Annotated in this window: 16 protein-coding genes and 1 pseudogene; 10 read left to right on the plus strand and 7 right to left on the minus strand. The window is 64.2% G+C overall.

Annotation, left to right across the window (positions count from 1 at the left end; genetic code table 11):
- The first annotated feature begins 40 nt into the window (after positions 1-40).
- Entirely contained in the window at positions 41-1,258 is a 1,218-nt protein-coding gene (locus AC3WQZ_RS27260) for a Fic family protein (protein WP_454751301.1), read from the plus strand.
- Between the two features lie 606 nt (positions 1,259-1,864).
- The gene (locus AC3WQZ_RS27265) at positions 1,865-2,356 is read left to right on the plus strand and encodes an AAA family ATPase (RefSeq protein ID WP_454751300.1); all 492 of its coding nucleotides are present in this window, start codon (positions 1,865-1,867) and stop codon (positions 2,354-2,356) included.
- Here AC3WQZ_RS27265 and AC3WQZ_RS27270 read toward each other — a convergent pair.
- Complete coding sequence (locus AC3WQZ_RS27270; protein ID WP_454751299.1) at positions 2,250-2,906, minus strand: NrsF family protein; 657 nt, start codon at positions 2,904-2,906, stop codon at positions 2,250-2,252. The two genes, AC3WQZ_RS27265 and AC3WQZ_RS27270, sit on opposite strands and share 107 nt — an antisense overlap.
- Entirely contained in the window at positions 2,903-3,430 is a 528-nt protein-coding gene (locus tag AC3WQZ_RS27275; RefSeq protein ID WP_492301612.1) for a sigma-70 family RNA polymerase sigma factor, read from the minus strand. Before AC3WQZ_RS27275 ends, AC3WQZ_RS27270 begins: the two co-directional genes overlap by 4 nt.
- A 283-nt stretch (positions 3,431-3,713) precedes the next feature.
- On the opposite strand from AC3WQZ_RS27275, the gene bufA1 reads away from it, so the two are divergent.
- From bufA1 to AC3WQZ_RS27305, 6 genes are all read left to right on the plus strand, one after another.
- Positions 3,714-4,034: a BufA1 family periplasmic bufferin-type metallophore gene (gene bufA1, locus AC3WQZ_RS27280; protein ID WP_454751297.1), complete on the plus strand. Its 321-nt coding sequence runs from the start codon at positions 3,714-3,716 to the stop codon at positions 4,032-4,034.
- 14 nt (positions 4,035-4,048) lie between these two features.
- The gene (bufB, locus tag AC3WQZ_RS27285; protein ID WP_454751296.1) at positions 4,049-4,939 is read left to right on the plus strand and encodes an MNIO family bufferin maturase; all 891 of its coding nucleotides are present in this window, start codon (positions 4,049-4,051) and stop codon (positions 4,937-4,939) included.
- The gene (locus AC3WQZ_RS27290) at positions 4,911-5,723 is read left to right on the plus strand and encodes an HvfC/BufC N-terminal domain-containing protein (protein WP_454751295.1); all 813 of its coding nucleotides are present in this window, start codon (positions 4,911-4,913) and stop codon (positions 5,721-5,723) included. Before bufB ends, AC3WQZ_RS27290 begins: the two co-directional genes overlap by 29 nt.
- The gene (locus tag AC3WQZ_RS27295) at positions 5,720-6,196 is read left to right on the plus strand and encodes a DoxX family protein (RefSeq protein WP_454751294.1); all 477 of its coding nucleotides are present in this window, start codon (positions 5,720-5,722) and stop codon (positions 6,194-6,196) included. Before AC3WQZ_RS27290 ends, AC3WQZ_RS27295 begins: the two co-directional genes overlap by 4 nt.
- A 55-nt stretch (positions 6,197-6,251) precedes the next feature.
- The gene (locus tag AC3WQZ_RS27300) at positions 6,252-6,476 is read left to right on the plus strand and encodes a GDCCVxC domain-containing (seleno)protein (protein ID WP_454751293.1); all 225 of its coding nucleotides are present in this window, start codon (positions 6,252-6,254) and stop codon (positions 6,474-6,476) included.
- A 224-nt stretch (positions 6,477-6,700) separates the two neighbouring features.
- The gene (locus AC3WQZ_RS27305; protein WP_454751292.1) at positions 6,701-7,129 is read left to right on the plus strand and encodes a DUF302 domain-containing protein; all 429 of its coding nucleotides are present in this window, start codon (positions 6,701-6,703) and stop codon (positions 7,127-7,129) included.
- A 647-nt stretch (positions 7,130-7,776) separates the two neighbouring features.
- Here the strand turns inward: AC3WQZ_RS27305 and AC3WQZ_RS27310 are convergent.
- A pseudogene (locus AC3WQZ_RS27310) lies at positions 7,777-7,933 on the minus strand (integrase core domain-containing protein); the annotation flags it as partial.
- Between the two features lie 243 nt (positions 7,934-8,176).
- Between AC3WQZ_RS27310 and AC3WQZ_RS27315 the strand changes: the two are divergent.
- Both AC3WQZ_RS27315 and AC3WQZ_RS27320 read left to right on the plus strand, forming a co-directional pair.
- Complete coding sequence (locus AC3WQZ_RS27315; protein WP_454751291.1) at positions 8,177-8,392, plus strand: hypothetical protein; 216 nt, start codon at positions 8,177-8,179, stop codon at positions 8,390-8,392.
- A gap of 108 nt (positions 8,393-8,500) precedes the next feature.
- Entirely contained in the window at positions 8,501-8,956 is a 456-nt protein-coding gene (locus tag AC3WQZ_RS27320) for a surface-adhesin E family protein (RefSeq protein WP_454751290.1), read from the plus strand.
- Between the two features lie 634 nt (positions 8,957-9,590).
- Here the strand turns inward: AC3WQZ_RS27320 and AC3WQZ_RS27325 are convergent.
- The 4 genes from AC3WQZ_RS27325 to AC3WQZ_RS27340 form a co-directional block, all read right to left on the minus strand.
- Positions 9,591-10,787, minus strand: coding sequence for an IS4 family transposase (locus AC3WQZ_RS27325; protein ID WP_454750166.1), 1,197 nt, complete (start codon positions 10,785-10,787; stop codon positions 9,591-9,593).
- A 118-nt stretch (positions 10,788-10,905) separates the two neighbouring features.
- A complete protein-coding gene (locus AC3WQZ_RS27330; protein ID WP_492301606.1) occupies positions 10,906-11,496 on the minus strand; it encodes a helix-turn-helix domain-containing protein in 591 nt (196 codons plus the stop codon).
- Between the two features lie 57 nt (positions 11,497-11,553).
- Entirely contained in the window at positions 11,554-12,870 is a 1,317-nt protein-coding gene (locus AC3WQZ_RS27335; protein WP_492301608.1) for a M20 family metallo-hydrolase, read from the minus strand.
- 15 nt (positions 12,871-12,885) lie between these two features.
- The gene (locus AC3WQZ_RS27340) at positions 12,886-14,190 is read right to left on the minus strand and encodes an amidase (protein ID WP_492301609.1); all 1,305 of its coding nucleotides are present in this window, start codon (positions 14,188-14,190) and stop codon (positions 12,886-12,888) included.
- Positions 14,191-14,224 lie beyond the last annotated feature (34 nt).

Here is a 14,224-nt window from a genome sequence, read left to right on the forward strand (position 1 = left end):
TCGGCTCAACATTTGAGGTGTATATGGCAAAATACGGCTCATGAAACCAATCTCGCCTTGGATTTGGCGTCGCGCGGATTGGCCCGTAGGGGCTCTCGCCTATGACGCCGAGATGGCCGCGCCCGCTTTGGCGGAGGCATACCGGATGCACGGTGTCTTGGAAGGCAAGGCCATTGCCATCGGCCTTGGCAGTACCAGCCAGGTAGCCCTTGATGCGCTGTCCGATGAGGTGCTGGCCACGGCTGCCATTGAGGGTGAACGGCTCTCGCTCGATGCCGTTCGCTCGTCGGTCATGAGGCGACTTGGATTGGCGACGTCCGGACCCATTAACCGAAGTGTCGACGGGCTGGTGGACGTCATCAGTGACGCAACGACAGCCATTGATACGCCCTTGGACGAAGACCGTCTGTGCCGCTGGCAATCTGCGTTATTCCCTGGTGGCACTTCAGGCATCCATCGAATCGCCGTCGGTCGCTATCGTGACCATGCCGATCCAATGCAGATCGTGAGCGGTCAGCCGGGCCGCGAGGTGGTGCATTACGAGGCACCGCCTTCAAAGGACGTGCCGGCTCAGATGAAACGCTTCCTTACCTGGTTCGCCGACACCTCGCCGGCACAGGCCTCGGCGTTGCCGGCAAGTCGCAAGCCCGTCGATGGCTTCGCCCGCGCCGCCATCGCGCACCTGTGGTTCGAGAGTATCCACCCGTTTGAGGACGGCAACGGCCGCATTGGTCGGGCTATTGTCGACATGGCCATGGCTCAGCATCTGAGACAGCCGGTGCGCCTGTACAGTCTGTCGCGGCAGTTCCTGACCTCACGCTCGGCATACTACGAGGCCCTGAACCATGCTCAGCGCGGCGAAACGGACGTTACAGCATGGGTGCAGTGGTTTGCGCGCCAAAGCACGGCCGCCTGTCATGCCGCGAGCCTGGTCATCGACCAGGCGATTGAGAAAAGGCGCTTCTGGGAGAAGCAAGAGGGTAGCGATCTTCATGAGCGGCAGCGCAAGGTGCTTCAGCGCCTCCTCGACGACGGGGACGGCGGCTTCTTGGGCGGACTGAACGCTGAGAAGTACATGAAAATGACGGGGGTCTCAAAGGCCACGGCCACTCGCGATCTATCGGAGATGGTCACGGGCGGGCAATTGCGGAGCCACGGTGCGGGCAAGGCGGTGCGCTATTACATCAATGTGCCCGGGTGGTCGCATGGTCTAGCTGTGGAGGCGATCCGGGTGGTCCAGACCCCGAAGGAGATTTAATCGTTGCAGGGACTGGCCTCAGGGTCCAGATCCCAGCTCAGGTTTTCCAGGCGGCGCAACGCCGGATGGGGGCAGCCGTGCCACAGGTACCCACTTGGCGCCATACAGCGCCTTGATCGTATCCGGCGGCAGGCGTCCCGGCCACGGCCTGCTCGATCTCGCCCCGACCACGTCTTGATAGCGTTGGCGCATGCGGTCCGTCGGACACTTACGGCTTCGGGCCGAACTAGTAGGCATTAGTAATACGGCATACGCCTTGACCAGCCCTCCTAGCGGAGTACCTCTTGCCCGAGGCAGACTCGTTCCTTCTGCAGTCTCAAACGGGGCGGTCTGCCACCGCTCGATGTCGCCGAACCTGGTATCACCGGAAGGCTGGGTTGGGCGGAAGCTAGAGACTCGGTGGGTCACACTGCGTTCCCAAATCTGTAGAACGTACCCGCGAAGGTCACCATCGCGCAGGAACGAACCTAAGTGAGGCAGCATTTTTCTTGCGTAGTTATTTACGCGCGGCATCTCTGTAGGATCGCCATGAGTGGGGTAGGCTAAAGTTTTCCCCTCTGATACGCTCTCCGCCTCGGTAGGATGACCTACTAGAAAGCTATACAAATGAATATCTCGCCTACCACTATCTCTCGCATTCAAGTCACGGGGCTGCATAATCAATTTAATGTCGCCCTAGATCTTAGTCCCGATCTTAATATTATATTTGGTAGAAATGGTCGTGGTAAAACAACGCTTCTTCACATCCTCGCGAATGCTCTTGAGCACGATTTTGTGAGATTTAAGCATATTTCATTTCAAAATATCTCTATCGATACGCATGAAGGCGCATCGCTATTTATCTCAAAAGCGGGGCAAGATAGCAATTCTCCAGTTGTAGTGAGACTGAACGGCGAGCTGTTGACGCCGGTTACGGAAAATACAAATTTGAATAGTAAACCGACTGCTCCCTCGGGCGGCGCGAGTCTGACTGGCGCGGCGAGCCGGCCGGTCAGACTCGCGGTTCGCTCACTGACGCGATTGGACGTCCAAATAGACTGCCGGCACCGACGAACAGCAGCGCGACACCCAGATTCCACAACAAGACCATCACGCTAGCATCCAGCGGATGAATGAGTAGCAGGCTTGTTGCCGCCATCGCGGCAACGGCAAGGCCCGCACACATCGCCACCGGCGCTGGCGAGAGGCGTGCCACATAGCGCAGCATGGCCGTCAAGGCAATGGACAGCGGCGTGCTAACCACCACCAGCGTTGCGAAGCAGCGCGCGGTCTCGCCGGGCGACATGCCTTCCGGCCCGATCTCCACCCAATTCGTCAGGCAGTCGTAACCGATTGTGCCCACCCAGACGGCCAGGGATGGCAGCGGCAACAACAGCCACCGGCGCGAGCGGCCCGGCACGCTGGCAATGAACGCGGCCGCCGCAGCCAGGATGCCGGTCACGATGGCGGCCGCGACGTTGGTGACGTAGACCGGCTGTTGCAGCTTCAGCGCCAAGTCTGGCCGTACGCCGTGGACGAGCGCGACCAGTGCCAGCAACAGGGCAGCCAGCAGCAGCCAGCACGCCACCCGCACCGAGGGCCGGTGCAGGCGCCGCACCGGCGTGGCGTCAGCCACCAGCGAGTCGATCAGGTCACGGGTGTTTCTCACGGCTTGCCACCTTGCGATTCGAACAGTTTGCGCAGCATTTTCAAGGCGCGATGGGTAGCCACTTTCAGCGCGCCGACAGACATGCCGCTGGCGGCGGCGGCCTCTTTCAATGACATCTCCTCCAGTTTCAGCATGCGCAGCGCCTCGCGCTGTCCGGCAGGCAGGCGGTCCATCGCATCGCGCACGGCGCGCGCGTCCAGTGCTCTTTCCTGGAAGTTCGCGCCGGGGTCGGCAATGGTTTCCGGTTCCGTGTCGAGCGGTGTTTCGCGCGCACTGGTGCGTGCCCGCCGGCGCAGGCCGTCGATAATGCGCCGGCGGGTGATGGCCACCAGCCACGGGCCGAATGGACGTGTCGGGTCGTAGGTGTGGCGCACGGCGTGAATCGTGAGCAGCACATCCTGCAAGGTGTCCTCGATATCGCCATGGTTGCGGACCTGGCGTACGGCTAGCGCCCGGATGTACGGGGTGATGCCTTCGAGCAGGCGCCGGTATGCCGCGCGGTCGCCAGCCTGTGCGCGGGCCATCAAGGCCGACCAGTCCGGCGTGCCGTCCGGGCGGCACGCTGGCTCGGAGAAGGGGTCAGGACCAGCCGCATCGTGCTCGGCGTCCACGAGGCCCAGCTTGCCGCCGGCATGGTGGCCTGGGCGTTGTGAGTGGTCAGCTTGGGAAGACATGTCTGAATTCTGCGTCATGGAGGGCCGCCTGTCGCGCAGTTAGTTAGTCGGGGATGCGTAACCTTTGGTCGCTTCGGGCCGAATCTCCTGACACGGCTCCGGATCCGGGCCGCAATCGTCAGGAGAAAGCAAGATGAACAAGCATGTATTGGCCGCATCCACCTTGTCGTCTGCCCTGGGGCTGGCGCTTGCCATGGTCGCCGCGCCCGCGCAAGCACAAGCTACGAAGGACATGAGCGCGATGCCGCAGGTCGTAAAGGACAACATGGCGAGGATGGAAAAGAACAAGCTGGAGAAGTGCTACGGCATCAATGCCGTGGCAAAGAACGACTGCGCAGAAGGTGCGCATTCCTGCGCGGGGCAAGCCACCCAGGCACGCGATGGCAAATCCTTCGTGCTGCTGCCCGCCGGCGATTGCAGCAAGATCCAGGGCGGCAAGCTGAAGGCATCCTGAGGCAGGAGCGAACCATGCCTGCCGCGGCTGTCGCCTATCCACGCGGGCTGGGCCCGATCCCGCCGCGCGCCGGGATCGGACTGCGCTTCCGCCACCATCAGGCAGTGGTGGAGGAACGCCCGGCCGTTGCGTGGTTCGAGGTGCATACGGAAAACTACATGGGCGGCGGCCGCACGCCGGGCTGCCTGGACGCCATTCGCCGTGACTATGCCCTATCGCTGCACGGCGTTGGTCTGTCGTTGGGCAGTGCCGACGGGCTGGACCTGGCGCATCTGGCGCGGGTGCGCGAGGTGGTTGATCGGGTCGAACCCGGGCTGGTGTCGGAGCATCTGTCCTGGAGCATCACCCGCGGCACGTATCTTGCCGACTTGCTGCCCTTGCCGATGACCGAGGAGGCGCTGGCCGTGGTTTGCTCGCATGTCGACCAGGTCCAGGGCGCACTGCGGCGCCGCATTCTGGTCGAGAACCCGTCTACGTACCTGCAGTATCGCCACTCAACCATTCCCGAGTGGGAATTCCTGGCCGAAGTGGCGCGGCGCACTGGGTGCGGCATCCTGTGTGACGTCAACAATATCTATGTCAGCGCCAGCAATCACGGATGGGACTCCATGACATACCTGCACGCCCTTGCGCCGGCCGCCATCGGCGAAATCCATCTGGCCGGCCACAGCGTGCGGCAACTCGGGCAGGGGCAGGTCCTGCGCATCGACGATCACGGCTCGCGCGTGGCACCGGCGGTGTGGGCGCTCTACGAGGCGGCGCTTGGGCGTTTCGGTACAGTGCCGACGCTGATCGAATGGGATACGAATGTGCCGCCACTCGATGTGCTGATGGGCGAAGCGCGTATTGCGGAGGCGGCACTGGAGAGACAGCAGCATGCAATCCGATCCGCCCTCATTGCTTGAGTTGCAGCGCGCGTTCGCCCAGGAACTGGGGAATGCTGCCGCCGGCGGGGCCTCGGCGCACGTGATCGCGGACGGGCTGGCGCCGCAGGCGCGGCTGGGCATCTACCGGAACACGGCCACCAGCACGCTCGTGGGTGCGCTGCGCCTGTCCTTTCCCGCCATCCAGGCCCTGGTGGGCCCCGAGTTCTTCGAAGGCGCGGCCCGGCTGTTCATCGGGCAGTCTGCGCCGCAGAGCGCGTGGCTGGATGCGTACGGCGAGGCGTTCACGGAATTCCTGGCGCGCCTGCCTGAGGCGGCCGCCATCGACTATCTGCCTGACGTCGCCCGGCTGGAGTGGGCCGTGAGCACGGTCTTGCACGCGCCGGACGCCGCGTCGCTCGATCTGCACCGCCTGGCGGACTCAGACGTATCCGCAGCCAGCGATATACATTTCGTGCCGCATCCCGCGGTGCGCCTGGTGCATGCCGCGTTCCCCGTCGATGCCATCTGGCGCGCGGTGCTGAACCGCGACGACCATGCCCTGGCGCGCATCGACCCCGCTGCGGGCCCGGTCTGGCTGCTGGTGCGCCGCACAGCGGACGGCATCGACGTCGACCGGCTCAGCGCGTGGCAATGGCAATTCACCGCGGCCCTGCTGGCCGGCCATCCTCTGCACGCCGCATTGGGCCCGACGCCGCCGGCGGACGCGCACGCGTGGCTGGCCACGCTATTGTCGGCCGGCTGCTTTACCGGCTTCGGCCGGGCCCAGGCCTCTGACTTACCCATCCCCGATCTCTCCTTATGACGCACGCCACGTCCTCCTCCGACGCTCCCCTTACGCTTGCCGCGCGCGCGCAGCGCGTGGTGGATTGGCTCGATCGCATTCCGTACACCGCCCTGGCCATTCCGCTGCGGCTCGCGGTTGCCACCGTCTTCTGGAACTCGGCCATGGCCAAGCTGGCGAACTGGGCGACGGCGGTGGAGCTGTTTCGGGAGGAATACCGGCTGCCGCTGCTGCCGCCCGAACTGGCCGCCTACCTGGCGGTCTCCGTTGAGCTGACGGCGCCAGTGCTGCTGGTGCTCGGCCTGGCAACCCGGCCCGTGGCGCTGATACTGCTTGGCATGACCACGATGATCCAGCTGTTCGTCTATCCGCAGGCATGGCCCACGCATATCCAGTGGGCGGCGATGCTGCTGGTACTGCTGGCGCGGGGAGCCGGGACGCTCTCGGTTGACTGGCTGATTCGCCGGCGTCTCATGGGCGCTTCGGAGCACTGAGCCGCGTGGACGGGAAGCGCGGGCGATCGGTCTGATCTTCAGCGAGGATAGTGCGATGCGCGACGTCATCCTGGAATCAGTCGTGACCTGCCCACATTGCGGGTGGGCGCAGCGGGAGACCATGCCTACGGATGCTTGCATGTTCTTCTATGCGTGTCGGCATTGCAAGGTGGTGCTGAAACCCAAGTCGGGAGACTGCTGCGTGTTCTGCTCGTTTGGCTCGGTCAGATGTCCGCCGATGCAGCAAGGACAGTGTTGTGAGCGGTCGGGATTTGAGTAATGTTCTATACGCCGTGGCGAATGGCCCGCCGTTGCCTGCGGTGGCAGACGAACATTTACAGCGGCAGGCGGCCGTCAACCGCTTCCGCGAGGAGGATGAGTTGGCGTTGCTTCCGCGCGATTCGTGCACTATGCGGAAGCCAGTCGCATGAAGTCGCCAATGCCGTTGATGTTGGGGGCGCGATGGCGCCTATGCGTTTAGCGCCCTGTCTATTGGAGAACCAGATGACTGCTTTGCGTTGGTTGCTTCTGATCGCGCTGCTGCCTTTCGCTTTGCCGCTGCAGGCCGCCGATGGCTTGGTCACCGTCCCAAGCCCGTTGGCGCCGAGGGTGGCCATGGATAAGCTTGAGACGGTGGTGAGGGAGCGAGGTCTAACAGTGTTTGCCCGCATCGACCACGCTGCAGGCGCGGCGAAGATCGGTAAATCGCTGCGGCCCACCGAATTGCTGATATTCGGCAATGCGCAGGGTGGCACACCGCTCATGGAGTGTGTGCAGTCGATCGGCATTGATCTGCCCTTGAAAGCGCTCGTATGGGCGGACGCTGATGGACAGACATGGGTCAGTTACAACGATCCGGCGTTTCTCGCACAGCGCCACAGTGTGCCGCAATGCCCGCCGCGGGCAGCTTGCGCGAAACCCTGTCGCGTTTGATTGGCGCGGCGGTGGCGCCGTAAAAGCGTCCGAAGCCAATCAACAGGCTTCCTCAATTGCATCTGGCTGCTTGCTGCCTGGACCTCGGCCGCGAGTTCGGCCGCTTCGCGAGCGGTGGCAATGGAGCGAAGAACGAAGCTGGCATCGCCGCAATTGAGCGACTGTGCGTGAGCGGTGAGCAGCCGGTAAGGGGCCTCGGCCTGCATGCCCGCTAACCCGGTCGTCACTTGCCGACCCTTCTCGATCGTTCGGCTCATCGCGACTATGGCGCAGCTTCCAAAGTACAGCGGCCCACTGCTCAATTCCGCACATACGTTCTGGGATCTGCCCAGCGTACCGTACGGCTGATGACGTCGCCGAACGGACAGCCGTGATAGGGTGGCCCTGACACGCCGCATCGTCGCCGCAGGCATTTGTCGTGGTCGGCGGAGTCGGGGGCTCGGGTGGATTGCTCTGCCGATCATTTATTTGGTGTACCGCCAGCCTCGGCCCCTCGAGCGCGTCAAGAGTCGGTCGGCCTGCTTTTTGGCGCCGGCGCGCCGCTGCGCCAGTTGGTTCATCGCATTCCATTGCGGACGTCCTGCAACAGAGGTGGCGCCGTTTGTTCGGACAGGGAATCCGGATTTTAAGTGGAAGCGCTGGGGCAGTCAGGCTGCCGATTTGATCGCTGGCAGCGTGGCGAAGTATGCCTCATCCGGGGTCCGGTCCGCCAGACTGGAATGGGGCCGTCCTTGGTTACCAGGTCAGGTAGTTAGCGATAGAGCGGCGCGCATGGCCGACCGAGTCGTAGGCTTTCAGGTAGACCCCACCAGGCCATCGTCAGCGCGTCGGTCACGAGGATCTGCTTTACAATAGGCTTTGTCGGTGCTTTCGCGTCTGGTCTCTATGGGGTCTGCGCTCCCGGTGCGTGACCCAACCGCATCGGGACGGATCACATTGGGAACCCCTCGACAGTAGTCAGGCCCCTTTTGCCGGGGTGGAATCTGGCGAGCGCCGGCGCTGGCGCGCGAGCGGCTAAAATGAATGCTCCAACCTGTAGGGGCGGGCATGGAGCCGGATGACGTGATTCGGGCCTTCGTGATGGCCCTGGACGATGACGTGGAGTTGCCGGTTGACGATGCGATCCGCGGGCTGGCCGTGCTGCTGGTCAACCCAGAAACTCAAGGGAAGGAGAGGGCGGTGCTAACGCAGGTGGGCGGGACCCTCTATCGGGTCGGATTGAATGAGCGCGTGATCGAGGCGGTCAAAAAGCGCGTGCAGTAACCATGTTCCGCATTGAAGAGCTGCCCTGCTTATCCCGCGAAAGTAGGGGCAATTCCATGAGGATCCAGTCGCTACTATCGATTGGTCAGTTGCATTGCGAGCGCGCGAATGAAAAGGTTCCTTTGCTGTACGTTGCTGGTATTGATTGCCTTGTTTGGGCGGGATGCTGCTACCAAAGGTCTTTCGTGGCGACCTGTAGCAGAAACCGATACTGAACAAGTCCTCATCGCCGAACCGGACTCGCCGCAGCGCAATCGGGCGAACAGGGTCTGGGTCATAATGTCGGTATTACCCCTGCAGGAAAATGCCGCAGCAGCGGACCCACTCCCGTACGGCTCGATCAAGACGCTCTATGAAGCTGACTGCCAAGGCGAAAGAGTGCGCAACGCTCAGCGGATCATCTATCGCGGCCCCATGGGTACTGGCAAAATCCTTCCTGGGTATCGCTATTCGCCCGAGATGGGGAACTGGCTTGTGCCGCTTCCTGACTCAGTTGAGGAGATCGTGCTCGAAGCGGTTTGCTCGAAAGCGAACGCGGGAACCTGGAGGCAGGTGAGCCTGTAGGAGGGGTTGCCGCTCGGCGTAAGCCCCACAGAATCCCTGCCGACAGACAGCCCATGCCAAAGATGAGGGTCGGCCGGAATTCCGAATTATGCTCTGCAGAGTAATTACGATTAGCATAGTTCTGGTTATGCCCGGTCTGCGCTCGTCGCACGTAGCAAAGGCCGCCGAGCGGCCGGTAGCACCGGCGGCGAGTCTTTGTAATGATTCCGTGGTATACGTCCGACCTCATATCGTCCGAGCGTACCGCGCATGAAGCGGTGCATCGGGTGGCGACGGCGATTGTTCAGTGGAAGAAACCGTGTTATAGACTTGGATCTGCGCGCCTACTTTGACACAGTGCGGCATCATCTGCTGCTCCAAAGTCGAATCCCATAAAGCCAAAACAGCGCTCACCGCCGTCCAAATCCACCGTGCGGCTACTCTTCTGCGCTAAAGCTATTAGGTTAGGCGCAATACTGTTCACTTCACAACCACTTTGGGGACGATTCGCTGATTCAGCGGCTCGGATCGCCGCCGGATTCGGAAATTCGACATCTTTCGTTTCACGCCGCGGGGATTGCGCTTGCCGCGGCTTTGCACCGCGCGGCCGCTGGCGAGTTCGCGCAGCAGACTTTGTTTCCAGCTTTGCCACTGCTCAGGGGGAAATAGCCGCCGCCTCGGGCAGGCGTCGGTTGAGCACACGCACGGCATGAACAAAGGATAAGTCTTCGGGTCGCTGCCCGCTGTCCTGTGCAGCTTCGTACATCAGTCGACGAATCGCCGCGTGCGTGAGCATTAGCGCATAGAACTCCTGACGTACCAGATCAGGCGTCTTGCTGCGCAGCACCTTCTTTCCATCGCACAGATGTGTCTTGATCTCGTCGAACATCTCCTCGATCTTCCAGCGCCGGTGGTACAGCGCCGCCATCTCGATGGCAGGTGCCACCGCCGGGTCCAGCAGATTGGTGATCAGGCGATACTGCGGCTCAGCGTCAGGCACGCCTTCCAGGCGATACTCGATGACCCGCACCCGTATGCCGTTGCGCTGGTGTCGTCGGTCGGTGTCGCTGGCATAGACGGTGCTCAGGTACGAACCGTCTGCCAGCGGCACTTCGCACGGCAGTCGCACATTCGACTTCACGCGCCACAGCAGCTTCGCTCCGGTCGCTACCGCCTCGCGCCACATGTCATAGCCGTAGAACAGGCGATCGGCCAGCACCAGCATCTCGCTCGAGAACGCCGGAAACAGCTGCCGCGTGAGCGCCTGTTCGCTGTCCTCGCGTACCCCGCCCATCTGCACCTCACACAGCGCGTGCGTCGCACATTCGGCCAGCGCCACAAAGCGGATCTGCGGATACGCACCTTCACCGCGCCCGCCCTGGGCATACCCGAACGCCTGCGCATTGACCTGTTCATCGGGCACATCCAGCGTCGAGCCATCCACGCTCATGACCCGATAGCCCGCATAGTCGCCGCCTGCAGTTCGTGGGCGTTGCGCTGCCTGTCTGGCGAACAGCTCGCGCATCACCTGCCAGCCCAGCCGTGTCCGCCCCTGCGAGATCGCCGCCTTGCTGACCTGCGCATCGCGCACCTGATCGCCGTAGATGCGCCGCAGCCCCTCGATCACCAGCCGAAACACTTCCTCATAGGCCACGCGCGGATACAGGCACATCGCCATCACGAAATACACCAGCACTTCCCGCGGCATATCCCGGCGCAGACGCGTCTGCACACCGCACTTCACGAGCGCCTCCTTGACCTGCCCCAGGGAGCAGTTCAGCGCCAAATACCCCACCGCCAGATGGTCCGCGAGCCTCGCACCGCCGGGCAGCGTTGCCTCCGTTCTTGCCATCCTTCAAGCTCTTCTTGTTGTTGCAGAGGCTTGAAAGTTAACACAAATTCGAATTTGTTAACAGTATTGAGGTTAGGCGCGGGCTTTCTTGTGGAAGCCCGCGTTTGGTCCGCCTGTTTCAGAAGGTCGCCGGCGAGTTCACCCACAGCACCCTGGCCACGACGTCGCCCACATTGCGGTAGCCATGCGACACCTGGCTGGCGAAGGTGAAGGCATCGCCCGGGCCGATCAGGTAGACGTCGTCGCCGAGCATCAGTTCGAGCTGTCCTTCGAGCACGTAGCCCACTTCCTCGCCCTGGTGCTCGATCTGCCCGTCACTGGCCTCGCCGGGCCAGACGATGTGGATGTTGGCCTGCAGCAGGCCGCCACGCTTGGGCAGCACCACGCGTTCGAGCGCCACGCCGCCGGCCCGGATCACCGGGCGTTCACCATGCCGCAGGATCGGCGACTGGTTTGGCTCCTCGTCGCTGGTCAGCGCGCCGATATTCGTGTCCAGCGCTACGGCCAGCCGGTGCAGCGTGGTAAACGACGGGGTGGCCAGCCCGCGCTCAATCTTTGAAATCAGGCTTTCCGAGCAGCCCGCCTTCCCGGCGAGCTGCAGCAGCGTGTAGCCGGCCACCAGCCGGGCGTGGCGCAGCTTGACGCCAAGCGTCAGGGTGGCCGATTTGCTGTCGGCCGCTTCAGGAGGGTGGCGCTCGGTCTTTGCCATGCAGGCTCGGAATGGGTTGGACTTGGATCGGCCGCCAGGCGCCGTACGTCGATGTGTTCAGCGGCTGGCCAGTTCGGCGACAGTGTAAGCCAGTGCCTGGGCTCCAAGGAACAGATCGGCGCCTTCCGTATCTTCGGCGGCATTGTGGCTGATGCCCCCTTTGCTTGGCACGAAGATCATCGCCGTGGGGCAATGGTCGGCCAGGTACATGGCGTCGTGGAACGCGCCGGAGGTCAGCCGCATCGGCAGCGCGCGGCCGGCGTTGCCGCTGGCACGCGAGCAGGCGCGCTCGATGGTGTCCAGCATGGCCTCGGGGAAATGCGTCGGCTCGCGATGGAAGAAGCGCGTGACCGTGACCGCTTCGGGCGCATGTGCGTGCCTGACACACGCCGCGCGCAGCGCCGCTTCGGCGCGGTCAAGCGCGGCGTCGTCCAGGCAGCGCATATCGACCGTGAACGTGACGTGGCCGGGAATGGTGTTGACCGAGTTCGGCGCCACGCTCCAGCGGCCAAGCGTCAGGCGCAGTTCGGGAGTGCCGGGGGCGGCCGCATGGCGCGGCGCCAGCGCGTACAGGTCTTGCGCGATGGCCACGGCCGCGGCCATCGCATCGTGTCGTACCGCCATCGGCGTGGTGCCGGCATGGGCCATCGTACCCGTGCATTCCACGCGGAACCAGCGCACCGCCTGGATGCCGGTGACCACGCCCAGCGGCACATCTGCGCCTTCCAGCACCGGCCCCTGTTCGATGTGCAGTTCGACGCATGCCGCCATCGGCCGCGCCATCGGCACCCTGGTCACGTCATGGCTTTCCGCCAGCGCGGCATCGAGCGCCTCGCCGAAGCGCATGCCGGCCGCGTCAGCCACGTCGCGATAGCCTGCCAGCCGGGCGGGTTCGACGAAGGCGCTCGACCCCATCGCGCCGGGACCGAAGCGGCTGCCTTCCTCGTTGGTCCAGGACACGACCTCGATGGGGCGCAAGGTCTCAATGCCGGCCGCGTTGAGCGCGGCAATCACCTCCAGGCCGGCCAGCACGCCGTACGCGCCGTCGTACTTGCCGCCCACCGGTTGCGTATCGGCGTGGCTGCCGGTCAGCACCGGCGGCAGGTCTTCGCGGCCGGGGCGGCGGAAAAACAGGTTGCCGCAATCGTCGATGCCGACTGTGCAGCCCAGCGCGCGTGCCTGGTCGATCAGATGGCGCCGGGCGGCCAGGTCGGTCGCGGTCAGCGTTTCGCGGGAAACGCCGCCGTCGTGGCGCAGGCCAAACCGGGCCAGGGCTGCCAGCGATGCGGCCAGGCGCCCGGCGCCCACATGATCCTGTGCGCGTTCTGCAATGGTTTGTGCGTTGGCGAAGGTGGGCGGGTTCGATACGGTCAATTTGTTCTCCAGATATCAGGCAACGCTGGCGCCAAGCGCCTGCTCAAGGCGATGAGCCATGCCGAGCACGCGGGCATCGGCATGGCGCGGCCCCGTCACGGTCACGCCAACCGGCATGCCGGTGGCACCGGTGCCCGTCGGCACATGGACGCATGGGGTGCCCAGCAGCGACCACATGCGGCAGAAAATCGGATCGCCGGTGGCGCCAAGGCCAGCAGGCGCTTCGCCTTCGGCGCTCGGGGCCAGCACGACGTCGAATCCTGCCATCGCCGTGTTGAACGCCGTGCGGGCCGCTTCCGCGTATGCCAGCGCGACATGGAAGCGCTGGCCGGTGACGGCGCGGCCCGCTTCGAGCTGGCGCGCGAAAGCCGCGCTAAAGCCTTCTGCGTGCTCGCGTGCTTCCGGCGCGAATGCGGCGAGTGCCTCGAATGCCATGATGTCCAGTTGGGCTTCAGTCAGCCCGTGGCAAGCCTGCGGCAGGTTGAAGTCGCGCACCGTGCCACCGATGCGTTCGAGCGCACGGATCGCGGTGTCCAGCGCGGCTTGGGTATCGGCACTGGCGAGTTCCCAATGCGGCGTGCGGCAAATGCCGATGCGCAGCGGCGCGTGGTGTAGCGTGGACGCATCCGCTACCGCGGCATCGCGCGCCAGGGTGCCGATGAAGAAGGCCGCGTCCTCCACGCGGCGGGCCAGCACGCCCACCGTATCCAGGCTCGGTGCCAGCGGCTTGATACCGGCCAGCGGCAGCGTGCCATGCGTGGGCTTGTAGCCCACCACGCCGCAATAGGCGGCCGGCCGGACTATCGATCCCGCGGTCTGCGTGCCGAAGGCCAGCGGCACCATGCCTGCGGCGACGGCGGCCGCCGATCCGCTCGACGAGCCGCCGGGGGTGCGGGGCCTGTCCGCCGGCGCGCGCGGGTTGCGGGTCGGCCCCGGCTGAAACGTGGCGAATTCGGTGGTGACGGTCTTGCCGACCACGACCGCGCCCGCCGACCGGGCCAGTGCCACCGCCGCCGCATCCACGCCCGGCCGATGTCCGGCGTATATCGGCGAACCATAAGTGGTCGGCATGTCGGCCGTATCCATCAGGTCCTTGACGCCAAGCGGGACGCCCGGCAAGGCGCCTGACGCGCCGCCGGCATCCAGCCGCCGCGCATGCTCCACGGCGGTGTCGTCCCCCACGTGCTGCCAGGCCAGAATGCCTGCGTCTTGCGCCGCAATGCGGGCCAGCGCCGCACGGACCACCGCTTCGGCGCTCAGTTCGCGCCGGGACACCTTCGCCGCCAGGGTGCGGACCGGAAGATCGAGGAAGTCGTCCATCGCATGTTCTCCGGATCAGCCGAAATAGGCTGCG

The sequence above is a fragment of the Cupriavidus sp. FW305-26 genome, assembly GCF_058787975.1.